Genomic DNA, 22,883 nt, shown 5'->3' with positions numbered 1-22,883 from the left:
CTCAGCCCCCGGCGGCGAGCTTGTGCAGCGCCGGCCCGTCGACCCGCTTCACCGTCCACTCGCTCTGCGCCACCGCGCCGATCGAGCGGTAGAACACCCGCGAGGGCTCGTTCCAGTTCAGCACCCACCAGGCGAAGCGCGACAGCCCTTCGTCGACGCAGCGCCTGGCGAGGCGCACCATCAGCGCCTTGCCGATGCCGCGGCCGCGCTGCTCGGGCCGGACATAGAGGTCTTCCAGCCAGATGCCGTGCCGGCCGGTGAAGGTCGAATAGGTGTAGAACCAGATCGCAAAACCGGCGGGCGCGCCATCCCATTCGGCGATATCGCAGAACACCTTGGGCTCCGGGCCGAACAGGGCCGCCGCCAGGTCGGCCTCGGTGGCCTCGACCTCGTGCAGCAGCTTCTCGTATTCGGCGAGCTCGCGCACGAAGGAGAGCACCAGCCCGACCTCGTCGGCCCGGGCAGGACGAATGGTCAGCGTCATACCGCGATCGGCGCCTTGATCGCTGGATGCGGGTCGTAGCCTTCGATCACGACATCCTCAAAGCGGAAATCCTCGAGCTTGCGCACCCCCTGGTTGAGCCGGAGCGTCGGCAGCGCCCGCGGCGTCCGCGACAGCTGCTCGCGCGTCTGGTCGAGATGGTTGAGATAGAGATGCGTGTCGCCGAACGAGTGGACGAAATCGCCGACGGCAAGGCCTGTCACCTGCGCGACCATATGGGTCAGCAGCGCATAGCTCGCGATGTTGAAGGGCACGCCGAGGAAGACGTCGGCCGAGCGCTGGTAGAGCTGGCAGGACAGCCGCCCGTCGACGACGAAGAACTGGAACAGGCAATGGCACGGCGCCAGCGCCATCTTCGGGATATCGGCGGGATTCCAGGCCGAGACGATCAGCCGGCGCGAATCGGGATTGCGCCTGATCTCGTCGACCAGCCAGGCGATCTGGTCGATCGTTCCGCCGTCCGGAGCCGGCCAGGAGCGCCATTGCCTGCCATAGACCGGGCCGAGATCGCCGTTCGCATCGGCCCATTCGTCCCAGATGCTGACGCCGTTCTCCTGGAGATAGCGCACATTGGTGTCGCCGCGCAGGAACCAGATCAGCTCGTGGATGATCGATTTCAGATGCAGCTTCTTGGTCGTCACCAGCGGAAAGCCTTCCGACAGGTCGAAGCGCATCTGGTGGCCGAACAGGGCGAGCGTGCCGGTGCCGGTCCGGTCGTCCTTGCGGACGCCTTCGTCAAGGACGCGCTGCAGAAGGGCGTGATACTGGTGCATTGAATCCGAATGCGAATCTGAAAAGCCCGCGATATTAGCGCTATCCGCGCCGGAGCGCTCCCCGCCTGCCGCAGCTCTCAACCGCTTTTCGCGCAGCCCTCGCGTTATCGAAATAAATCGTGATCGCACCGGACATTGCAATGCCGAAGGATCGCCCCAATCTGGATGCCGGATGAACAGAAGGGGCGCTTCGGGCCTGCGCTTGGAGCATCGGACGAAAGTGGCTTCCGGTTTAACGGAACGATCCGATGCTCCATCAAAAGCCCGGCTGATGTGGACCGTATCATGACCAGACTATCGATGCTGGCCGCGTTGCTTCTGGCAGCGGGCCTGGCAGGGCATGCTTCGGCGTCGGCCTCGGCTGAAGCCAAGCCTCAGAACCCGGCGACCGCCACCGCGCCGAAGATCACGGAGTCCCAGGCGCGCTCGATCGCCTTCCGCCACGGCCTAGTCCATGTCGAGGAGATCGCCCTCGCCGACTGGCGCTGGGAGATTGCCGGGCGCGCTCAGGGCGGTGTCGAGGTCACCCTCGATCTCAACGCCTATGACGGCTCGGTGATCGGCGGCGCTGCCGCACCGTGATCGCATTTCTGCCGAGAAAACACAGGCCGCGGGGCTCTTCCCGCGGCTTTTTCGTGTTTGCGCAGAAATTAGCCGGAGCGACGTCCTGCTCTCTTTCCCCGCGCGTTTACAGCGCCTATATTCCGCTTGCCGCTCGCAAGAACGGCTATGGCGATAAACGGACTTCGTAATAAGCCTTTCGGACCCGGGGGCGGTACCCGGCGCCTCCACCCCAGCCCTGCGGCGCGAGCAGCAGGAACACTTGCAGCCTCAGCGCTGCAGGGCTGCGGCGGGGGCGAAATAGGATCGACGAGGGTGTAAAGGTTGTTCTTTTGCCCGGCATGGTTCCGCCGTTATCGGGCCGTTGCATAGTTGCCAACGACAACAATGCTCGGGTTGCTGTCGCCGCGTAAGCGGTGCTGGTTCCCAAACCAAAGCCCTTGCGCTTAGCCGCGTAAGGCGGGGCTCGGAGGCGCCTGGCAACAGAAGCCTCCACTTTTTTGCCTGAATTTTGTCTGGACCTGAGTGGGTCGCCAGAGGAGCGGAAACGGAACCCGGACCCGATGACCAAGGATATTCTCCGCTACGACCTGATGGTGCAGGACGCGCTCAAGGGCGTGGTCCGCAAGATCCTGGCCGAGGCGGGCCGTGACGGGCTCCCGGGCGAGCATCATTTCTACATCACCTTCCGGACCACTGCGCCGGGCGTGCGCCTGTCGCAGCGCCTGCGCGAGAAGCATCCGGACGAGATGACGATCGTGCTCCAGCACCAGTTCTGGGATCTCAACGTCAGCGACCATGCCTTCGAGGTCGGGCTCTCCTTCTCCGGCGTGCCGGAACGGCTGCTGATCCCCTATGACGCGATCACCACCTTCTTCGACCCGTCGGTCCAGTTCGGCCTGAAGTTCGAGACGCAGGACGCCGCCGGCGAAACGCAGGCGAGCGAGCCCGCCGCCCCGGCGAAGGCGCCGCGCGGCGCCGCCTCCGAGCCCAGCGTCGCGCCGGCCGCGCCCCTCGCCCTTCCGCCCAAGCCGGCGCAGAAGGCGCTGCCGGCGAGCGCGAAGAAGGAAGCAGCCGAAGCGGATGTCGTGGCCAGGCCCGAGACCGAGGAGGATGGCGGCGCCCAGGTCGTCAGCCTCGACGCCTTCCGCAAGAAGACCTGAGACCCAAGGACTTCCATCATGACCGGTTATCGCAGCGAGACCGATTCCTTCGGTCCGATCGACGTCGCCAATGACCGCTACTGGGCGGCGCAGACGCAGCGTTCTCTGCAGAACTTCAAGATCGGCGGCCCGGCCGAGCGGATGCCGCTGCCGCTGGTACATGCGCTGATCCTGGTCAAGAAGGCCGCCGCCACCGTCAATGCCAGGCTCGGCCTGCTCGACGACAAGGTCGAGACCGCGATCGTCCAGGCCGCCGACGAGGCACTTTCCGGCAAGTTCGACGAGCATTTCCCGCTCGTCGTCTGGCAGACCGGCTCCGGCACCCAGTCGAACATGAACGTCAACGAGGTGCTGGCCAACCGCGCCAACGAGATTTTGGGCGCCGGCCTCGGCAAGAAAAGCCCGGTCCACGCCAACGATCACGTCAACAAGGGCCAGTCCTCGAACGACAGCTTCCCGACCGCGATCCATATCGCCGCCGCGCTCGCCGTCTCCAACGAGTTGCTGCCGGCGCTGGGCCGGCTGAAGGATGCCTTCGCCGCCAAGGCCGAGACCTTCAAGGACCTCGTCAAGATCGGCCGCACCCATCTGCAGGACGCGACCCCGGTCACGCTCGGCCAGGAATTCTCCGGCTATGTCGCGCAGATCGAGCTCGGCATGGCCCGGATCGAACAGACCCTGCCCGGATTGCTGGCGCTCGCCCAGGGCGGAACCGCGGTCGGCACCGGCCTCAACGCCCATCCCGACTTCGCCAAGGCGTTCTCGGCCGAGGTCGCCAGGCTGACCGGCCTGCCCTTCCGCACCGCCGACAACCTGTTCGAGGCGCTCGCCAGCCATGGCGCCATCTCCTACAGCCATGGCGCGCTGACCGCGCTCGCCATGGATCTGTTCAAGATCGCCAACGACATCCGCTTGATGGGTTCGGGCCCGCGCTCCGGCCTCGGCGAGATCAGCCTGCCCGAGAACGAGCCGGGCTCCTCGATCATGCCGGGCAAGGTCAACCCGACCCAGGCCGAGGCGCTGACCATGGTCGCAACCCGCGTGCACGGCAACCAGGCAACCGTTACCTTTGCCGCCAGCCAGGGCCATTTCGAGCTCAACGTCTTCAAACCGGTGATCGCGCAGGCTTTCCTCCAGTCCGCGCGGCTCCTTGCAGACGCCGTCGACAGCTTCCGCACCAATTGCGTCGAGGGCATCGAGCCCAATCGCGAGCGTCTCGCCGAATTGCTCTCGCGCTCGCTGATGCTGGTGACGGCGCTCGCCCCCGCGATCGGCTACGACAAGGCGGCAAGCATCGCCAAGGCGGCCCATCACAACGGCACGACTCTGCGCGAGGAAGCGCTGAAGGCCGGTGTCGACGGTGAGCTCTTCGACAAGACCGTCCTCGCCGAAGACATGCTCAGCCCGGGCTGATCATGGCCGAGATCGTCAATCTCCGCCGCGCCCGCAAGGCCCGTGACCGGGCGAGCGCCGAGGCGCAGGCCGAGCAGAACCGGATCGCGTTCGGCCGGACCAAGGCCGAGCGCAAGCTGGCCGAGGCGGAGAAGACGCTGGCCGAGCGGCGCCTCGAAGGCCATCGCCTCTCCGACGATCCCGGCGGCGAGGACAAGGCGTGAGCGGCAGACCATGAGCGGCCTGCGCAAGCGCTCGCTCGCCATCGCCGGCCACCGCACCAGCGTCTCGCTCGAGGAGCCGTTCTGGGACGCGCTGAAGGAGATCGCGGCCGCCGAAAAACGGCCTGTCGCCAGCCTGGTGGTGGAGGTCGATTCCAGCCGGGGCGAACTCAACCTCTCCTCGGCTCTGCGTCTGCGGGTGCTGGCGCATTATCGCGGGCGCCCCGAGCCTGCGAAGGTCACACCCGCGGACTGAGCAGCAGTCGCCGCGCCGTTTCGACCACGGCGCGCGTCAGATCGGCCAGCCTGTCGGCCGCGACCCGGTTGACCTGCCAGAACAGCGGCGTCTCGAGCACCGTTCCGGGCATCAGCTCGCAGAGCCGGCCGGCATCGAGATGCTCCCGCACCAGCAGTTCCGGATTGGCGCTCCAGCCGATGCCGAGCAGGCACGACTCGACGAAGCCCTGCGTCGACGGCACCCAATGCACGGGATGACTCGGGCTTTCGCCGAATGCGAGCTCCATCCACTGGCTCTGCAGGCGATCCTTCTGATTGAAGACCAGCGAGGGTGCCTGCGCCAGCGCGGCCAATGTCACCCCGTCGGCAAAATGGCGCGCCATGAACGCCGGGCTTGCCGTCGCGAGATAGCGCAGCGAGCCGAGCGGAATCACCCGGCAGCCCTGGATCGGCTTGTCCAACGCCGTGACGGCGGCGAGCACCCGTCCCTGCCGCAGCCAGTCGGCGGTGTGCTCCTGATCGTCGACGGCGATGTCGAGGAGGTGCGGACTCCGGTTCGTGAACGCGGCGACCGCGCCCAGAAACCAGGTTCCGAGACTGTCGGCATTGGCGGCGACCCGCAGCGTGACGCGCTGCTGCGGCTGTCCCGGCTCGGCAAGCGCCGGCAGCCGGGTCATCAGCTCGCCCTCGAGCAAGCCGACCTGCTCCATATGGCGGCACAGCCATTCGCCGCGCTCGGTCGCGGTACAGGGCTGGCCCCTGAAGATCAGCACCGTGCCAAGCCGCTCCTCGAGCTGCTTGACCCGCTGCGAGACGGCCGACGGCGTGACGTTCAGCGCCTGCGCCGCCTTGTCGAAGCTGCCGGTTCTGACAACGAGCGAGACGGCCTGCAGGGCGGGATAATCGAGCACAACATTAGGTCAGCTTAATCAGAACAACGATGTTTAACTGCACTAAGGCGCGCCATGCGGCTAGGCGGGACGGCAGAGACTGGATCGCCGCACATGCCCTTCTCCGTCTACGTCACCGGCTTCACCATGGGCCTCAGCCTGATCGTCGCCATCGGCGCCCAGAACAGCTTCGTGCTGCGGCAGGGCCTGCGCAACGAGCATGTCTTCGCGGTCTGCCTCACCTGCGCCTTGTCGGATGCGGTCCTGATCTTCGCCGGCGTCGTCGGCTTGAAACAGGCGACGGCGATGCTGCCGATGCTGGAGCCGGCCCTGCGCTATGGCGGCGCCGCTTTCCTGATCTGGTATGGCGCGCGCAGCCTGCTCTCGGCCGTGCGTTCCTCCGAGGCGCTCGCGGTCGGCACCGCCGGTAGCGCAACCCTTTCCGCCAGCCTCGTCACCTGCGCCGCACTGACCTGGCTGAACCCGCATGTCTATCTCGACACCGTGCTGCTGATCGGCAGCATCGCCAGCCAGTTCCCCGGGCAGGAACTGGTCTTCGCCGCCGGCGCCATGACCGCGTCCTTCCTGTTCTTCTTCGGGCTCGGCTATGGTGCCCGCTGGCTACGCCCGCTCTTCGCCGACCCCAGATCCTGGCGCATCCTCGACGGCATCGTCGCCGCCACCATGTGGGCGATCGCCTTCAAGCTGCTGCGGGGCGATTGAGAGCCCGACCTAAAGCCCTCATCCTGAGGAGCAGCCAAAGACTGCGTCTCGAAGGATGCTCGAGCTGGTTCCGGAGGCTCCTGAAACATCCTTCGAGACGCCGCTGCGCGGCTCCTCAGGATGAGGGCTCACGTGGAGTGGCCGCATAAGCGTCAAGCAAACCAACTTGTCATCTCAGCAGCTTGCGAGCAAACGCTGAATCAACCCCGCACCCGCTTGAATCAATTTCCCAGCGCTTTGAATCAGTTCTGCAGCGGCGAGCGCGACAAAGGCCGCGGCACCGACTGGATGTCGAGCGGCGGCGGCAGAGGCGGCGCTTCGCCGCGCGGCCTGCCATAGCCCGGCGGATCGCCGGGGATATAGGAAGGCGGCGCGCCCTGCAGGATCATCGGCCCGGGCCGACCCTCGATCGCGGCCCGGATCGCGGCTTGTCGTGCGCGCTCCTCGGCTTCGGCTTTGCGCCGCTCGTCCTCGGCCTTTCGCAGTTCTTCCTGGCGCTTCGCGATCTCGGCTCGGCGTGCCTCCTCGGCCTGCCTCGCCTCTTCGGCGCGCCGTGCGATCTCGGCCCTGCGGGCCTCTTCGGCTAGCCTCGCTTCCTCGGCGCGGCGGGCGATCTCGGCCTTGCGAGCTTCTTCGGCCAGCCTGGCCTCCTCGGCCTTGCGCGCCTCCTCCGCCCGCTTCTCCTCGGCGATACGGCGCTCCTCCTCCGCCTTCAGGAATTCGCCGAGCTTGCGCTCGTTCTCGCGCAGCTCGCGCTCGGCCCGCAGGCGGCGGATATGCATCGCCCGCTCGCGCTGATCCGCCTCGAACGCCTCGACCCGCTCGATCTCGCGCGCCAGCGCCCGCGCTGCCACGACATTAGACAGTGCGCCGACATCGGTCTCGCGCCGCGGCGCATCGAGCGGCCCACGCCAGGCGACGCCGACCTGCGGCAACTGCTCCGGCCAGCCCTTCGGCGCCGCACCGAGCGGGCGGAGATTGAGGCGCAGATCGGTGGTCATCGCACGCCAGTCGACCAGGCCCGTCGCATCGGCCCTGAGGCCCGCACGCTCGATCGAGACCGGCGAGACCCTCAGAACCCCGGCCGCCTGGGTGAAGGGAATGGTCACATCGCCGAGTGGCCAGCTCGCCTTCTCCAGCGCCTCGCCGATCCGGTCCTGCAGGCGCCCGGTCTCGCTTTCGGAGGCGTCATCGCCCGTCGCGGCGATCACCTTGGAGATCGCCGCCGGATCGAAGCGCGCCATGCCGGCGCCCGCAACGCTGATCGAGCCGGCGCCACCGAGCGCCGCGATCAGCCGTGCCGGGCTCTCGCCCGAGCCGCCGGCCTCGAAGCTCCCCGACAGCTTGCCGGTCAGCGCTCCCTTGGTCAGTGTGGCAAGGTCGAGCCCGGCGAGGCCGAGCCTGCCGGTGATCTGCGCCAAGCCGCCTTCGCGCCGCGCCGTGAGCCGCCCGCTGACCTCGCCACCGGCATGGCTGCCGCGGATATTGTCGAGGACGAGCCCATCCGGCCCCGCCGCCAGGTCGAGCCGCGCCTTGGTCAAGGCAATGCGGTCGGTGAGGTCGAGCCGCTCGGCGGACAGAGCCAGCTTCATCTCGCCGAGCGCTGTCGCGCCCTGGAAACGGCTCGGCGACCACTGGCTGCCGGCGACCGGCTGCGCCTGGCCCAGTATCGCCGTGAGCGCGGGCTGCAAAGCGAGATAGGGCAGATCGAGCCGCCCGCCGATCCCGTTCTCGGCCGAGAAGCTGACCGCGCCGCGCGCCGCCTTGCCGCCGGCATTGACGACGAGATCGTCGAGCCGCGCCTCATCACCGAATGAGACGCGCCCGGAAGCGTCGAGCACCCCGTCCGGAACCAGCCGCGCCAGCCCGTCAGGCAGGACCTGATCCGGCCCGTCGGCCTGCAGGCTGAGCCGCGCCCCGCCCTCGGCACTCTCCAGAACGAGCATCAGCCCAGGCCCGGCGAGCGAGCCGACCGGCCCGTTCGGCCCGAAGCCAAGCGAAAGCTCGCCCGACCCGCCTCGCGCCGGGCGCGGCAGGCCGAAGGCGGCGAAGGCGCGGCGGCGGTCGTCGAGCGAGAGCTTCACATCGCCGCCGCTCCACTGTCCGGCAGCGTCGAATTTGCCGTTGAGCGAGAGCCGCCCGGCCTGGGCCGATCCATCCGCCACGACGCTGGTCTCGCCATTGGGCGCGCGCGCAAGCCTGAAGCTGGCGTCGATCCCGGCGAGCCCGTCCTCGATCCGCGGCAGCACGCGCCGGAAGCCTTCCGGCAGCAGCGGGCCGGCCAAAGCCGTCAGCGCGGCGAAGCGCGGCGCGCGCACCCGCCCGGCGATCTCGCCGCCGCCCGGCAGCAACGCGCCTTCGCCCTCGACCTTGACGCCGCCGAAGCCATCGACCGCGAGACGGCTGAGGCGCCAGTCGCTGCCCTGCCGGGTCAGCGCGAGCCGGGCCGAGCCCGGTGGTGTCGAAAGGTAGCGCAACCCGTTCAGTGTCAGATCCAGCGAAAGATCGCGCCGCCCGGCGAGCGCGTTGAGGCTGTCGCCGGCCGGCAGGGTCGAGAGGTCGAGCCCGCTCACCGTCAGCTTGGCATCGAGCCGGCCGGGCGTGATCGCCCCGGACCCGTCGAGCCGCGGCCCGGAGCCGGCCCGCGCGCTCATGTGGGTGATCGCGAGGCGCTCGCCGCTCCAGTCCAGCGTCGCCGTCCCGTCGACGCTACGCAGGGCGGCGAAGCTGTCGGCCAGCCCCGCCTCGACGCCGAGCCGCGCCAGCGCCAGCGCCGTCCGGCGCGCATCGGGCGCTTTCGCCTCGACCGTGCCGCGAAAGCCCTGGCGGTCGAGCGCACCGCGGGCATCGAGCACGGCGTTGGCGATCCTGACCGTGGCGCTGCCCGCCTCGATCCCATCGCCATCGAGCTTGCCGCGCAAGGCAAAGCCGCTGAAGTCCTCGCCGCGCCAGACGATCTGGTCGAGCTCCAGCGAGAGATCAACTGGCCCTGGCAGCGCCCGCAGCGCGTGCTGATAGCCCGGCCGCTGGGCCAGAGCCTCGCTCAGCGCATCAGCATCGAGCCGGCGCGCCTTGAGCTGGACGCTGCCTGAGCTGTCGGCCGGGTTGAACGAGCCCTCGCCCTCCAGCCGCGCCGCGCCGCCGGCGATCTCGACGGCGAGGCCGGAGAAATCGAGGCGCCGGCTGTCGCCGCTGACTCGCCCCGCCAGGCTGACGGCGCCGCCGGGCGCGATGGTGAAGCTGCCTTCCAGCCCTGGCCGGACGCGCCCGTCCGCGCCGGCTAGAATCAGAGAGCCATCGAAGCTGAACTGCGCCTGTTCGCCGGTGACCGAGCTCTTCGTCCGCAGCCGCCCGTCCGCCTCGATCGCGCCGGTGGCGAAGCGCAGGGACGAGCCGGCGATCTCGCCCTCGACACGCCAGGGGCCGTGCAGGGCGAGGGCCGAGACGTCGACCGAGATCGGTGCCAGCGTCTGCGCCGCCTTGCCAGGCTCGCGCCAGATCACGGCCGAGCGCCGGATCGCCAGCCAGTCGATCGCCGTCTCGCTTGGAAGACCGGCGCCTTGGCGGGCCGGCAGGGCGATGGCGCCAGTTTCGTCGGCGGTAAGGTTGAGCGTCAGCCCGTCGGCCTCGGCCTCGACCAGCCTGAACTCGCCGCGTGCCAGCGGCGCCAGCGCGAGCTCGGCCGTCAGTTTTTCGATGCTGGCGCTGCTCGCCCCATTCTCGCTGGAGCCGAGACGAACATCAGCCAGCGTCAATCGCGGCGACGGCAGCAGCCGCAACCCGATCGCGCCGGCGACGCGCGTCTCCACGCCGAGCGCGGCGCTGATGCGCTGCTCGAATTGGGGCCTGTACTCGCGCCAGTCGACGAAGCCCGGCCCCAGCAACGCGGCCAGCAACGCCGCGACGAGCAGCCCGGCCAGAAAGGTCAGGGCCTCACGCACGCTCTTGCATCGATCCTCGAAATCTCAACGGCGCAATCATGCACGCAAGTCGCGGCAGGATCACGACATTCTTGCGAATGATCCCCGTTCGGACTGTCACAAGGCTATGATCTTGCCGGGATTGAGGATGTTCTGCGGGTCGAGCGCGCGCTTGATCAATCGCATCGTGGCGAGCGCAGCCGGGCTGTGCTCGATGGTGAGGTACTTCATCTTCTTCTGGCCGACGCCGTGCTCGCCGGTGCAGGTCCCCTCCATGGCGAGCGCTCGCTTGACCAGCCGGTCGATGAAGGCCTCGCAGCGCGCCAACTCGTCGGGATCGTTGAGAGCGACCAGCGGCTGGGTATGGAAATTGCCGTCGCCGACATGGCCGACGATCGGCGCGATCAGCCCGGACGCCTCGATGTCGCGCTTGGTCTCGTCGACGCATTCTGCCAGCCGCGAGATCGGCACGCAGACATCGGTCGCGACCGATTCCGCACCCGGCCGCAGGGCACGGGCCGCCCAATAGGCGTCGTGTCGCGCCTGCCACAGCTTCGTGCGATCCTCCGGTTTGGTCGCCCAGTCGAACGGCCCGCCGCCGAATTCGGCCGCGATCTCGCCGAAGCGCTCGGCCTGCTCCTCCACGCCCTCCTCCGAGCCGTGGAACTCGACGAACAGCATCGTCGTCTCCGGCAGGCCGAGCTTGGAATGCAGGTTGACGCCGCGCATCATCACATCGTCGACCAGCTCGATCCGCGCCACCGGCAGGCCGGACTGGATCGTCATGATGGTCGCATCGCACGCCGCTTTCACCGAGGGGAACGGGCAGACGCCGGCCGACATCGCCTCAGGGATTCCATGCAGCTTCAGCGTCACCTCGGTGATGATGCCGAGCGTGCCTTCCGAGCCGACGAGCAGGCGGGTGAGATCGTAGCCGGCCGAGGATTTGCGGGCGCGGCTCGCCGTCTTGACGATCGAGCCGTCGGCCATGACGGCGGTCAGCGCGATGACATTGTCCTTCATCGTGCCGTAGCGCACGGCGTTGGTTCCGGAGGCGCGCGTCGCCGCCATGCCGCCGATCGAGGCATCGGCGCCAGGATCGATCGGGAAGAACAGGCCCTGGTCACGCAGGTGCTCGTTGAGCTCCTTGCGGGTAATGCCGGGCTCGACGGTGCAGTCGAGATCCTCGGCATGGACCGCGACGACCCGCTTCATCTGCGACATGTCGATGCAGACGCCGCCGAACGGCGCGTTGACATGGCCCTCCAGCGAGGTGCCGGTGCCGAAAGCGATGGCGGGAACCCCGTGCTTGGCGCACAATTTGACAATGGAGGCCACCTCTTCGGTGCTCTCAGGATAGACCACCGCATCCGGCGGCTGGTTCGGGATCCAGGTCAGGGTATGGCCGTGCTGCTGCCGGACCGCGAGGCTGGTGACGAGCCGGTTGCCGAACAGCGCCGCCAGCGCCTGCGTCAGCGCGGAAACGGCCTGCGGCGATGGCGGCTGCTCTGCAGCAGGAGCAGGTGTGGCTTGAGGCACGGAAGCTGTAGAAGGCATTGTCATGGCTGGAGAACTTCGCCTAGTCTGGAATGGTTCGGCCTTGAGAGCAGCGGCTCGTGTTGTTTTCACGCGCCGCGACCGCGCCGGCAAGAGCCGGCGGTGCAGAGCCGCCTACGCATCGACGACAGACGGACCGAAAGGAGGAGCCGATGCCGGACGAAATTCGCACGCCCGCTTTGTTTTTTGCTCCCTTCGTCTCGTCCCCCATGCGGGTCGAGCCGCATTGGATCGACTATAACGGCCATCTCAACATGGCCTATTACCATGTCCTGTTCGACCGCGCGGTCGACGAGGTTTTCTCGCTGGTCGGCCTCAACCAGGACTATGTCGACAGCCGGCACGCCTCGTTCTTCTCTGCCGAATGCCATGTGCTCTATAAGCGCGAACTGACGGAGGGCGATCTCGTGCGGGTCACCGCGCAACTCATCGCCTTCGACGACAAGCGCCTGCACTACTATCTCGAGATGCGCCATGCCAGCGAAGGCTGGCTCGCGGCGACCTCCGAGAACCTATCGCTGCACGTCGACATGAATGATCGCAGGGTGACGCCCTTCCCGCCCGACATCCTCGCCAACCTCGCGATCATGAAGGCGGCGCATGCGCAGATGCCGCGTCCGGCCACGGTCGGCCGGATGATCGGCATGCCGCAGAAGAGCGCGATCACCCTCGGCGAGCCGGCGCCGGAAGCGGAACGCGAGACGGAGACGCGGCATTAGCTCCGGAATCGGAGCTAATCGTCGCCGTCCGGGATCTTCAGCCGGTGGCCGCAGGCCTTGCAGTGCACGGCGTCGGGCTCATGGCGCTGCAAGGCGCATTCCGGGCAGGAAAATGTCACCTTGTGCGGCCGGAACAGCGCCTGCGCCAGGCGCACGAACAGCGAGATGCCGGTGATCATCACCACGATCGAGGTCAGCTTGCCAGCGATGCCCGGCAAGGTGATGTCGCCGAAGCCGGTCGTCGTCACCGTGGTGACGGTGAAATAGAGCGCCTCGACATAGCCCTCCAGCCCCGACCGGTTCATGAAAAAGAAGGTGTAGACGAAGCCGGTGACGACGAAGAGGAAGGTCGCGAGGTTGATCAGGGCCCGCGCCACATCCTCCCAGTCGCGATAGCGCGTCTGCCGCAGATAGGTCCAGAGCTGGCCGCGCTGCGACAGCGACCAGAGCCTTAAGATGCGCAGGAAGCCGAAATTCTCCAGCCATTGCGGCGCCAGCAGCGTCGCCAGGATGAAGAGGTCGAGCAGCATGGTCGGCTGGCGCAGCAGCCGCAGCATATTCGAGGAGGCCAGGAAGCGCGCCGCGATCTCGGCCGCGACGATGATCGCGACGGCATAGTCGAGCCAGAGGAACTCCGGCCGGTCGCGCAGCATCGGCGTCGCGACGAAGAAGCCGATGATCAGAAGATCGACGATCAGCGTCGCGAACTGGAAGCGCAGCGCCGCCGGGGTGCGGCCGTGATAGAGTTGGCGCAGGCGGTCGCGCAGCCCGGATCGTCCAATGCTGCTGTCGTCGGGATCGGCGGCGGCGCTCATGGTGCTGGCGTAGCAGCGCAGCAGCGACCGCGTCCAGTCCTGGCGCTCAAGCCGGCCGGATCGCGACCGCCTGCACGCTGTAACCGCCGAACAGCCGAGTCGTGCTGCCGATCGTCCCGGTCTCGGCGCAGAGATCGGTCACGACTGCATCGAGATCCCGGCGCGGCGTGACATGGAACAGCGCCAGCCAGCGATTCAGCACCGCTCTGAACGGCCCCGGCAGATGCGCCTGGTCGCCGAAATCGACGATGTGCAGCGCGCCGCCCGGTGCAACGACGGCGAGCCCCTGTGCCAGCGCCTCGCGCCAGGGCGGGATCATCGAGAGCGCATAGGAAATCACCACTCGCTCGAAGCCGGCGCGGCCGAATAGTGCCTGCGAATCGAAATCCGTCGCATCCGCCTGCGCCAGGACGATCCGCTCGGACAGCCCCGCCTTCGCCACCTGCTCGCGGGCGGTGCGCAGCATCTGCTCGGAAACGTCGAGGCCGTAGCAGCGTGCGTGCGGATAAGCCTGCGCGATCTTGATCAGATTCCGGCCCGTGCCACAGCCGACCTCGAGCACTGCCCCGCCCGGCGGCGGCTTCAGCTCGGCAATCAGCCCGTCGCGGCCAAGCAGGTAGAATTTGCGGGTCGCATCATAGATGTGCCGCTGGAAGCGGTACATCCGGTCCATCAGGCCGGCGGCATCCGCCCTGCCCTCCGCCGCGCTCACGCAGCCGCTCCACGGACATAGAGGTGGAAGGCGCCGTAGATCGAGGAGCGATCACGCGCCCCGAGCTCGCGGCTGCGCTCCTCCTGGTACTGCCATTGCGACAGGATCGCCTCCGGCACGCGGCCCGGCAGCAGGCGCTCGTCGGCGGCGGTGCGGAAGATCACCCGGGCGCCGGGCGCGGCACTGCGGGTGATCTGCGCCCACAAGGCCGTCAGATCGGCATCGTTCATCCAGTCCTGCGCATCGAGCAGCACGAAGCCATTGCAGCTCTCGGCCGGCTGCTTCTCGAGGAAGGCGGTGATCGCGCTCTGATGGTAGGAGACGCGCCCGGCGCGCGCCTTCACCGCCTCGAAATGGCCGCGTTCCAGATAGGGCGGCACCGCAGCATCCGGCTCCGGACCATAGCCGCGGCCGAAGGCCTGCCAGGCGAAATAGTTGGTCTTGAGGTCGAAGCCGCAGGCGAGCCGCTCCAGCCGGTGGCGCAGCACGGCGCGGATGCCGGCATCGCCGTCGGCGGCGAGCGCCTTGTACTGTGCCGGCGGGATCCCGAGGCCGTAGAGCGAGGCCGGCTGGCGGACCAGCCAGCGCACCAGCTTCTTGTCGAAGACCGGCGCCAGATGCCGGTCGAACAGCGCCCGCTGCTCCTCCATCGTCTTGGCTTCCAGCATCACTCTGGGGTCGAAGCCGAGCCGGCGGGCTACGAAATGCCCGGTGCCGATGAAGCGGCCGAGCAGGCCGTAGCGGTAGAAGTTGCGGGCGAAGACCTCGATGCGACGGCGGCCGGCAAGGTTGCGGCCCTCCCAATAGGCGCGGCTGACGGCATCGAGCCGCGGCGCGATCAGGCGGTCATAGGTCTCGACATTGGCCTTCGACTGCGCCTGCCCGAAGAAGCGGCGGAAGACCGCGTGATCGTCGATCTCGGCAAGCGCGGCGAGCTTGAGATGGCCCAGCCCGATATGGGTGCCGTTGAGGTCGATCGCGCTGATCTTCGCCGGGTCAGCGGTGAGATAGGACAGGATGTTGCAGGACCCGGAGGCGATCGCGACGAGGTGGTCGCTGGGCTGCAGCGCTAGCGCCGCCATGTCGACGACCGGGTCCTCCCAGATCTGAGGATAGACCAGCCCGGAGAAGGCGAGCGTGAACATCCGCTCCAGCACGCCGGCGCGCGACAGGGGCTTGCTGCGATGGACGGCGGTGTTGAGGCCGAGATTCGTCGTGCGCTTCACCGCGCGGATCGTCTGCGTCACGAGAGCCTCGTTTCCGCCCATTGCGATGGCGAGCCGACTAGAGGAGTCGCGTGACGGTTGGGTGACGCGGCGGGCAGCCGGAGAAGCGAGCGATCATTGCCGAACACGAACGTGAAGCACGCCATGTTGCGGAGGGCTGAAATCAGGAAGACAAATCCCCATATCACGCGCGACAATCGAACAAGAGCGCACGGAAAGGAGCCTCGCATGGGCCTGATGGACATGTTCGCCAAAACGGGAAAGCCGGCAGAGCGTGAATTCCCCTTCCAGCTCAGCGACGCCGAATGGCGCCGGAAGCTGACGCCGGAGCAGTACCAGGTGCTGCGCGGCCACGGCACCGAGCGGGCTGGCTCCTGCGCGCTGAATTTCGAGAAGCGCGCCGGCACCTTCTCTTGCGTCGGCTGCGGCCAGCCTCTGTTCAAGTCGCACAAGAAGTTCGAGAGCGGCACCGGCTGGCCGAGCTTCGACCAGCCGCTGGAGGGCGCGGTCGAGGAGAGCGAGGACTATAGCTACGGCATGCACCGGGTCGAGGTGCATTGCGCCAATTGCGGCGGCCATCTCGGCCACGTCTTCCCCGACGGCCCGCCGCCGACCGGCCTGCGCTACTGCATCAACGGCGTGGCGATGGATTTCGCGCCGGACGTCTGACGGGCATCAGCGCTTCGCCTCCCTGCGCCTGTCGATCAAGTCCCGGACACGCTGCGCGAAGATCTCCATCTCGAACGGCTTGGTCATGATGTGCATGCCCGGTTCGAGATGGCCATGGTTGAGCACCGCGTTCTCGGCATAGCCGGTGACGAACAGCACTTCGAGGCCGGGACGGCGCTGGCGCGCCGCGTCGGCGAGCTGGCGGCCGTTCATGCCCCTCGGCAGCCCGACATCGGTCACGAGCAGATCGATTGGCTGCTTGCTGTCGATGATCCTCATCGCCGAAGGACCTTCATCCGCCTCGATCACGGCGTAGCCCAGCTCTTCAAGCTGCTCGACGACGAGCATTCTGACCAAAGGCTCGTCGTCGACGACCAGGATGGTTTCTCCGCCGGCCGCCGGCGCGGGCACTACGGAATCCGTGGTGGCTTCGCCGGCTTCGACGACCTTGCCCATATGGCGCGGCAGATAGATGCAGATCATCGTGCCCTTGCCGGGCTCCGAATAGATCCGTGCCGCACCGCCCGACTGGCCGGCGAAGCCGTAAACCATTGATAGGCCAAGTCCGGTGCCTTGCCCGATCGGCTTGGTCGTGAAGAACGGATCGAAGGCGCGCTCGACCACCTCCGCCGCCATGCCCGTACCGGTGTCGGAGACGCAGAGCGAGACGTACTGACCCGGCTTCAGGTCTCGCGCCTTTGCCGCCCGCTCGTCCATCCAGCGATTGGAGGTCTCGATCGTCAGCCGGCCCCCATCCGGCATGGCGTCGCGCGAATTGATGCAGAGATTGAGCAGCGCGTTCTCGAGCTGGCCGGCATCTGCGAACACTGTCCATAGGCCCGCGGCGCCGACCGCCTCAATCGCGATCGTCGGGCCGACGCTGCGCGCGATCAAATCGAGCATGCCGTTGACCAGCGTATTCACATTGACCGGCCTGGGGTCGAGCGTCTGGCGCCGTGAAAAGGCGAGTAGCCGCTCGGTCAGGCTGGCGGCCCGCCGGACCGCGCTTTTTGCGCCTGTCAGGAAACGCTCGACGTCCGCGATCCGGCCCTGCGCGATCCGCGCCTGGGCCATTTCGAGGCTGCCACCGATGCCGGCGAGAATGTTGTTGAAGTCGTGGGCGATGCCCCCGGTGAGCTGGCCGACGGCCTCCATTTTCTGGCTCTGGCGCAGAGCCTCTTCGGCCTTCATCAGTTCGGCCGAGCGCTTTTCGACTTCCTGCTCCAGCGTCGCATTGAGCTCGGCCAATGCGATCTCGGCTTTGCGGCGGGCGGTGATGTCCTGGAAGATGACAGCGACCTGCCTGCGGCTCGGCGGATCGATCCGGACTGCGGCAAGATCGAGGTAACGGCTGGTCGCGACGAGCTCCTGCTGGAAGCGGATCGGCTCGCCGGTGCGCAGCACCGCCCCATAGCGCGCGACCCAGGCGTCCGCCTCGTCCGGCACCATCTCGCGCAGCTTCTGGCCGACGACATCAGGGATGCCGGCGTGGCGCTCATAGGCGGCATTGGCCTGGATGTGGACATAGTCGCTGTCCGGGCCATGTGGCCCGTCGAAGAACTCGATGATGCAGAATCCTTCATCGATGGCGTCGAACAAACCCCTGTACAGCGCCTCGCTCTCGCGCCGCGCCCGTTCCGCCAGGGTTCGCTCGGTGACATCGGCCCCCTCGATGAAGATCGCGTTGACCTTGCCATCGCTGTCGCGGAGCGGCTGGTAGACGAAATCGAGGAAGCGCTCCTGCGTCGGCCCGCCGGGCTCGGCCTGGATCACAAAGCGCGCGCCGTTCGCGGTAAAGGGCACGCCGGTGCGATAGACGTCGTCGAGGATGCCCACGACACCCTGCGCAACGGCGTCCGGCAGCGCTTCCGCCACGGTGCGGCCGACGACCTCGCGATCGCCGATCAATCTGAGATAGCTCGGATTGGCGAGATCGAAACGGTGTTCCGGCCCGCGCAGCAGCGCCATGAAGGTCGGCGCCTGCTCGAACATCTGCGTCAGAATGGGGGCGATGAGGCCGGCGTCGCTGTGCACGTCGATCGTTCCGCAAATGTCAGGGCAGGAATGCTCCGACACGACAGAATGCGCGGCGGCGGCAGCTGGTTCCTTCGCACGCGGGCGCAATCGAGGAAAGGTCGATCTGTCCGCCTCCGTCAGACCTCCGGCACCGCCCTGCTGGCCAGCGTCACCACATCGACCGCCAGCGGCAGGTCGCCGAAATGCCCGGACCAGTGCCCGCCGAGCCGCGTCGCGACGAAGGCGTCCGCCACCGCATGCGGCGCATGGCGGATCAGCAGCGCACCCTGCAGCATCAGCGCCAGACGCTCGGTCAGCAGCCGGGCCTGGCCTTCATGCCGGATGAGATCGTGCAAATCGTTCTCCAGCGCCTGTAATGCCGCGTCATAGCGTCGGTCCTGGCCGGAGACCGCGTGCAGTTCGGCGCGCAGCGCCTGCAGCGAGCCCGGCTCGCGCTCGAGCGAGCGCAGCACGTCGAGGCAGATGACGTTGCCCGAGCCTTCCCAGACCGAGTTCAGCGGCGCCTCGCGATAATGCCGCGCCATCGGGTTCTCCTCGATGAAGCCGTTGCCGCCATGGCATTCCAGCGCCTCGACCACTACCGCCGGCGTGCGCTTCGCCACCCAGTATTTCGCCAGCGGCGCGCCGATGCGGGCCAAGAGCTTCTCGCTTTCCGACCGCTCCTGCCGATCGACCGCGGCGAAGAGCCGGAAGGCGAGCCAGGCCGCCGCCTCCGCCTCGATGGCGAGATCGGCGAGAACGTTCTGCATGATCGGCTGGTCGATCAGCAGGCGCTGGAAGGCGGTGCGATGCTGGGCGTGATGGCCGGCGAGCATCACCGCCTGCCGCATCAGCCCGGCCGAGGCGGCGGCGATGTCGAGCCGGGTATTGTGGTTCATCGACAGGCCGGTGCGCAGCCCCCGGCCGGGATCGCCGAGCATATGGCCGATCGCTCCGTGGAATTCGACCTCGCAGGAGGCGTTCGAGCGATTGCCGCATTTGTCCTTGAGGCGTTGGATCGCGATGCCGTTGCGTGTCCCCTCGGGCCGCCAGCCCGGTACGACGAAGCAGGAGATGCCCTCCTCATGGCGCGCCAGCGTCAGGAAGACGTCGGAATGCGGCACCGAGAAGAACCATTTGCTCCCGTGCAGCGAATAGGTGCCGTCGCGATTGTCATAGGCGATGGTCTGGGTCTGGCGCAGGTCCGAGCCACCTTGCGTCTCGGTCATCGCCATGCCGACGGTCGCCCCTAGCTTGCCTGCGGCGGGCCCCTGGCGTTTGTCGTAAGTTTTCGAGGAGATCAGCGCGCCCCATTGCGCCCAGAGCGCCCGGTCCTGCTTCAGCACCGGGATCGCCGAATAGGTCATCGAGATCGGGCAGCAGATGCCGCTTTCGCAGCCATACCAGAGATATTGCAGGGCGGCCCGCGCCACCTGCGCGCCCGGCCCCGGCCGGTTCCAGGCGAGCGCATGCGTCTCCTGGCCGATGGCGCGTGCCACGCCGGGTGGAACTCGATCTGGTCGATGCGGTTGCCGAAGCGGTCATGGCTGCGCAGTTCCGGCCCGTGCCGGTTGGCAAGCCGCGCCATCTCGATCGTCTCGGCCGCGCCCACCGTCCGCCCGGCCTCGTGCAAACGCTCATCGGCCCAGCCGGCCTCGAAGGTCGCGATCGCCGCCCTCAGCACCGGATCGGCGGCATAGGCGTCGTAATCGGCCAGCGGCGGCACCTGGTTGGTGACCTGGTGGGCCTGCCCCGGCGCTGATCCTGCTGACGGCATCGGTCGCTCCTGCGATCTAGACTCTCTCAGCCCTCATCCTGAGGAGCCATTTCGTCAGAAATGGCGTCTCGAAGGATGCTTCAGATGCCTCCCGAACCTCCTAAAGCATCCTTCGAGACGCGGGCCGAAGCCCGCTCCTCAGGATGAGGGCTCAGGAAATCGGGCGATCATGCTGCCGTCCACATCCTGATCCAGCAATAGCGCGCGCGACACCCTATATTGACCCTAAAACGAATCACGATCGAGCAGCGTCAACTTGTCAGAGCAAACCACCTCCGCCCCCCTGCCCCGCCCCGGCGGCCTCGCATCGCGCGCGGCAGCGCAGCCGGCGGCCGGCTATCTGCAGGGGCTCAATCCGGAGCAGCGCCTGGCGGTCGAGGCGACCGACGGGCCCGTGCTGGTGCTCGCCGGCGCCGGCACCGGCAAGACCCGCGTCCTCACCACCCGCATCGCCCATCTGATCGCGACCGGCCGCGCCTATCCCTCGCAGATCCTCGCCGTGACCTTCACCAACAAGGCGGCGCGCGAGATGAAGGAGCGCGTCGCGAACCTCGTCGGCCCGGTCGCCGAGGGCATGCCCTGGCTCGGCACCTTCCACTCGATCTCGGCCAAGCTGCTGCGCCGTCATGCCGAGCTGGTCGATCTGCGCTCCGATTTCACCATCCTCGACACCGACGACCAGATCCGCCTGATGAAGCAGGTGATCCAGGCGGAGGGGATCGACGAGAAGCGCTGGCCCGGCCGGATGCTGGCGGGCTTCATCGATAGCTGGAAGAACCGCGGCCTCGCGCCCAAGGACGTGCCGCCGGGCGAAGCCGGCGTCTTCGCCTCCGGCAAGGGCGGCAAGCTCTACGCCGCCTATCAGGAGCGCCTGAAGACGCTGAATGCCGTCGATTTCGGCGATCTTTTGCTGCACTGCCTGACGCTGTTCCGCGAGCATCCGGAACTGCTCGCGAGCTATCACGAGCGCTTCCGCTACATCCTCGTCGACGAGTACCAGGACACCAACGTCGCCCAGTATCTCTGGCTGCGCCTGCTGGCCCAGGGCCGGCGTAACATCGCCTGCGTTGGCGACGACGACCAGTCGATCTATGGCTGGCGCGGCGCCGAGGTCGACAACATCCTGCGCTTCGAGCACGATTTTCCGGGTGCGACAGTGGTCCGGCTCGAGCGCAATTACCGCTCGACCGGCCATATCCTCGCCACCGCCGCCAAACTGATCGCCCGCAACGAGGGCCGCCTCGGCAAGACCCTGCGCACCGAGGACGAGGCCGGCGAGAAGGTCACCATCACCGGCGCCTGGGACAGCCAGGAGGAGGCCCGCCTGATCTCGGACGAGATCGAGGCGATGCAGTCCAAGGGCGAGAACCTGTCCGAAGTCGCGATCCTCGTCCGCATCTCCGCGCAGATGCGCGAGATGGAGGAGCGGCTGATCCATGTCGGCGTGCCCTATCGCGTCATCGGCGGCCCGCGCTTCTACGAGCGCGCCGAAATCCGCGACGCGATGGCCTATCTGCGCTGCGTGGTGAGCCCCACCGACGACCTCGCCTTCGAGCGCATCGTCAACGTGCCCAAGCGCGGCCTCGGCGACGCCACCATCCAGCTCCTGCACAATCATGCCCGCGCCACCGGCTTTTCGCTGATGCAGTCGGCCCGGGCGGTGGTCGAGACCGAGGAACTGAAGCCGAAGGCCCGCACTGCCCTGCGTGAGCTGGTCGAGGCTTTCGCCCGCTGGTCGGGGCGCGCCGAGAGCATGCAGCAGGGCGAGCTCGCCGAGCTGGTGCTGGAGGAGAGCGGCTACACCGAGATGTGGCAGAAGGACCGCTCGGCCGACGCCGCCGGGCGCCTCGAAAACCTCAAGGAGCTGGTGCGCTCGCTCGACGAGTTCCCCGACCTCCCGTCCTTCCTCGAGCACGTCTCGCTGGTGATGGACGCCGACAGCGGCGATGGCGGCGCCCGTGTCTCGATCATGACGCTGCACGCCGCCAAGGGGCTGGAATTCGACACCGTCTTCCTGCCCGGCTGGGAGGAAGGGCTGTTCCCGAGCCAGCGCGCCCTCGACGAGAACGGCCGCGCCGGCCTCGAAGAAGAGCGCCGCCTCGCCCATGTCGGCCTGACCCGCGCCCGCAAGCGCCTGAAGCTCTATTTCGCCTCGAACCGCCGCATCCACGGCCTCTGGCAGTCGAGCCTGCCCTCGCGCTTTATCGACGAATTGCCGGAGGACCATGTCGAGGTCGTCCAGGCGCCCACCGCCTACGGCCAGGGCGGCTACGGCGCCTCGCGCTTCGAGCGCATGGAAAGCTTCGGCTCCTCCTACCAGACACCGGGCTGGCAGCGCGCCCAGGAGAACAAGGCGAAGTTCAATTCGGGCGGCAGCTCCGGCTTCTCCGACGCCGGCCAGCGCGGCTTCGGTTCAGGCCGCCAGCGCGGCCCGATGCTGATCGAGGGCGAGCTGACGGCGAAATCGACCGGCACCTCCGCCTATGATCCCGGCGCCCGCGTCTTCCACGTCAAGTTCGGCCCCGGCTCGGTCGCCAGCGTCGACGGCAACAAGCTCACGGTGGATTTCGACAAGGCCGGTAGGAAGATGGTGCTGGATAGCTTCGTGCAGAAGGCGGGGTAGGTAGTCCCCATCCTTAACACGAGTCATCCCGGACAAGCGGCGAAGCCGCGCCGATCCGGGATCCATTCCTGAGCCTACTCGAAAGGGGTTCCGGAATGGGTGCCGGTCTACGCTGCGCTCCGTCCGGGACGACAATCCGACTGTTGTGACCATCCTGTTCAGCCGTGATATTTCGCAGCTGGGAGGTCGCCATGAACCACAAGCGCAAACGTCCAAAGAGCGCCCGCGCCGGCTGCCTGCTCTGCAAGCCGCACAAGGCGAATGGCTGCTGCGCCGATCATAAGAACATGCAGCACGGCAATCGCCGCCGCTATGAGGGCGGTCGCGAGCAGTTGCGTTGTGAAGGTCTGGCCGCGCGCTGATCCGGTTCGTCATGCTCGCCCTTGT

Annotated in this window: 20 protein-coding genes, 1 other RNA gene and 1 pseudogene; 11 read left to right on the top strand and 11 right to left on the bottom strand. The window is 67.5% G+C overall.

What is annotated here, in order from left to right; genetic code table 11:
* Position 1: 1 nt before the first annotated feature.
* Together ACFPOB_RS10855 and ACFPOB_RS10850 are read right to left on the bottom strand one after the other, a co-directional pair.
* On the bottom strand, positions 2–484 hold the full coding sequence (locus ACFPOB_RS10855) for a GNAT family N-acetyltransferase (RefSeq protein ID WP_377798220.1): 483 nt from the start codon (positions 482–484) through the stop codon (positions 2–4).
* Positions 481–1,275: a thymidylate synthase gene (locus ACFPOB_RS10850; protein ID WP_377798219.1), complete on the bottom strand. Its 795-nt coding sequence runs from the start codon at positions 1,273–1,275 to the stop codon at positions 481–483. The genes ACFPOB_RS10855 and ACFPOB_RS10850 overlap by 4 nt, the downstream gene beginning before the upstream one ends.
* 285 nt (positions 1,276–1,560) lie before the next feature.
* Between ACFPOB_RS10850 and ACFPOB_RS10845 the strand changes: the two genes are divergently transcribed.
* The 6 genes from ACFPOB_RS10845 (at position 1,561) to ACFPOB_RS10820 (ending at position 4,868) form a co-directional block, all read left to right on the top strand.
* Positions 1,561–1,857: a PepSY domain-containing protein gene (locus ACFPOB_RS10845; protein WP_377798217.1), complete on the top strand. Its 297-nt coding sequence runs from the start codon at positions 1,561–1,563 to the stop codon at positions 1,855–1,857.
* 89 nt (positions 1,858–1,946) lie between these two features.
* Positions 1,947–2,333, top strand: a transfer-messenger RNA (tmRNA) gene (gene ssrA / locus ACFPOB_RS10840).
* Positions 2,334–2,399: 66 nt separating this feature from the next.
* Positions 2,400–2,999 (top strand): SspB family protein, encoded by a 600-nt coding sequence (locus ACFPOB_RS10835; protein WP_377798215.1) that lies wholly within the window; start codon positions 2,400–2,402, stop codon positions 2,997–2,999.
* Between the two features lie 18 nt (positions 3,000–3,017).
* Entirely contained in the window at positions 3,018–4,412 is a 1,395-nt protein-coding gene (fumC, locus tag ACFPOB_RS10830) for a class II fumarate hydratase (protein ID WP_377798213.1), read from the top strand.
* A gap of 2 nt (positions 4,413–4,414) precedes the next feature.
* The gene (locus ACFPOB_RS10825) at positions 4,415–4,615 is read left to right on the top strand and encodes a DUF4169 family protein (protein ID WP_377798211.1); all 201 of its coding nucleotides are present in this window, start codon (positions 4,415–4,417) and stop codon (positions 4,613–4,615) included.
* 10 nt (positions 4,616–4,625) lie between these two features.
* Positions 4,626–4,868 carry a ribbon-helix-helix domain-containing protein gene (locus ACFPOB_RS10820; protein ID WP_377798210.1) on the top strand — a complete coding sequence of 81 codons (243 nt, stop codon included), beginning with the start codon at positions 4,626–4,628 and terminating at the stop codon, positions 4,866–4,868.
* Here ACFPOB_RS10820 and ACFPOB_RS10815 read toward each other — a convergent pair.
* The gene (locus ACFPOB_RS10815) at positions 4,852–5,760 is read right to left on the bottom strand and encodes a LysR family transcriptional regulator ArgP (protein WP_377798208.1); all 909 of its coding nucleotides are present in this window, start codon (positions 5,758–5,760) and stop codon (positions 4,852–4,854) included. The genes ACFPOB_RS10820 and ACFPOB_RS10815 overlap by 17 nt on opposite strands.
* A gap of 93 nt (positions 5,761–5,853) precedes the next feature.
* Here ACFPOB_RS10815 and ACFPOB_RS10810 point away from each other — a divergent pair, with 93 nt between their 5' ends.
* On the top strand, positions 5,854–6,462 hold the full coding sequence (locus ACFPOB_RS10810) for a LysE/ArgO family amino acid transporter (RefSeq protein WP_377798206.1): 609 nt from the start codon (positions 5,854–5,856) through the stop codon (positions 6,460–6,462).
* A gap of 242 nt (positions 6,463–6,704) precedes the next feature.
* Here ACFPOB_RS10810 and ACFPOB_RS10805 read toward each other — a convergent pair whose 3' ends face one another.
* Together ACFPOB_RS10805 and ACFPOB_RS10800 are read right to left on the bottom strand one after the other, a co-directional pair.
* Positions 6,705–10,403, bottom strand: coding sequence for an AsmA family protein (locus ACFPOB_RS10805; RefSeq protein ID WP_377798204.1), 3,699 nt, complete (start codon positions 10,401–10,403; stop codon positions 6,705–6,707).
* 96 nt (positions 10,404–10,499) lie between these two features.
* On the bottom strand, positions 10,500–11,939 hold the full coding sequence (locus tag ACFPOB_RS10800; protein ID WP_377798318.1) for an FAD-binding oxidoreductase: 1,440 nt from the start codon (positions 11,937–11,939) through the stop codon (positions 10,500–10,502).
* A gap of 152 nt (positions 11,940–12,091) precedes the next feature.
* Between ACFPOB_RS10800 and ACFPOB_RS10795 the strand changes: the two genes are divergently transcribed.
* Complete coding sequence (locus tag ACFPOB_RS10795; protein ID WP_377798202.1) at positions 12,092–12,658, top strand: thioesterase family protein; 567 nt, start codon at positions 12,092–12,094, stop codon at positions 12,656–12,658.
* Positions 12,659–12,672: 14 nt separating this feature from the next.
* Here the strand turns inward: ACFPOB_RS10795 and ACFPOB_RS10790 are convergent, their stop codons facing one another.
* From ACFPOB_RS10790 to ACFPOB_RS10780, 3 genes are read right to left on the bottom strand one after another with little or no spacing between them, the layout of a single operon-like run.
* Positions 12,673–13,473, bottom strand: a complete 801-nt coding sequence (locus ACFPOB_RS10790; protein ID WP_377798201.1) for an ion channel — start codon at positions 13,471–13,473, stop codon at positions 12,673–12,675.
* Between the two features lie 46 nt (positions 13,474–13,519).
* Entirely contained in the window at positions 13,520–14,137 is a 618-nt protein-coding gene (locus ACFPOB_RS10785; protein ID WP_377798317.1) for a class I SAM-dependent methyltransferase, read from the bottom strand.
* A gap of 44 nt (positions 14,138–14,181) precedes the next feature.
* A complete protein-coding gene (locus ACFPOB_RS10780; protein WP_377798200.1) occupies positions 14,182–15,432 on the bottom strand; it encodes a BtaA family protein in 1,251 nt (416 codons plus the stop codon).
* A gap of 216 nt (positions 15,433–15,648) precedes the next feature.
* Between ACFPOB_RS10780 and msrB the strand changes: the two genes are divergently transcribed.
* On the top strand, positions 15,649–16,080 hold the full coding sequence (gene msrB / locus ACFPOB_RS10775; protein ID WP_244543477.1) for a peptide-methionine (R)-S-oxide reductase MsrB: 432 nt from the start codon (positions 15,649–15,651) through the stop codon (positions 16,078–16,080).
* 6 nt (positions 16,081–16,086) lie between these two features.
* Here msrB and ACFPOB_RS10770 read toward each other — a convergent pair whose 3' ends face one another.
* The 3 genes and pseudogenes from ACFPOB_RS10770 to ACFPOB_RS10760 all read right to left on the bottom strand — a co-directional run.
* The gene (locus tag ACFPOB_RS10770) at positions 16,087–18,072 is read right to left on the bottom strand and encodes a PAS domain-containing protein (protein ID WP_417281756.1); all 1,986 of its coding nucleotides are present in this window, start codon (positions 18,070–18,072) and stop codon (positions 16,087–16,089) included.
* A gap of 161 nt (positions 18,073–18,233) precedes the next feature.
* Positions 18,234–19,325 (bottom strand): acyl-CoA dehydrogenase family protein, encoded by a 1,092-nt coding sequence (locus tag ACFPOB_RS10765; protein WP_377798316.1) that lies wholly within the window; start codon positions 19,323–19,325, stop codon positions 18,234–18,236.
* 108 nt (positions 19,326–19,433) lie between these two features.
* Positions 19,434–19,873, bottom strand: a pseudogene (locus tag ACFPOB_RS10760) (hypothetical protein); the annotation flags it as partial.
* 256 nt (positions 19,874–20,129) lie between these two features.
* Between ACFPOB_RS10760 and ACFPOB_RS10755 the strand changes: the two are divergent.
* Both ACFPOB_RS10755 and ACFPOB_RS10750 read left to right on the top strand, forming a co-directional pair.
* Positions 20,130–22,496: a UvrD-helicase domain-containing protein gene (locus ACFPOB_RS10755; protein ID WP_377798198.1), complete on the top strand. Its 2,367-nt coding sequence runs from the start codon at positions 20,130–20,132 to the stop codon at positions 22,494–22,496.
* 191 nt (positions 22,497–22,687) lie between these two features.
* Positions 22,688–22,858: a hypothetical protein gene (locus ACFPOB_RS10750; protein ID WP_377798196.1), complete on the top strand. Its 171-nt coding sequence runs from the start codon at positions 22,688–22,690 to the stop codon at positions 22,856–22,858.
* The last annotated feature ends 25 nt before the right edge of the window (positions 22,859–22,883 follow it).

The sequence above is a fragment of the Allobosea eneae genome, assembly GCF_042657265.1.
GTDB classification, from domain to species: domain Bacteria; phylum Pseudomonadota; class Alphaproteobacteria; order Rhizobiales; family Beijerinckiaceae; genus Allobosea; species Allobosea eneae.
Note: the sequence above shows the minus strand (reverse complement) of the source record. Positions and strands in the feature narration are given on the sequence as shown.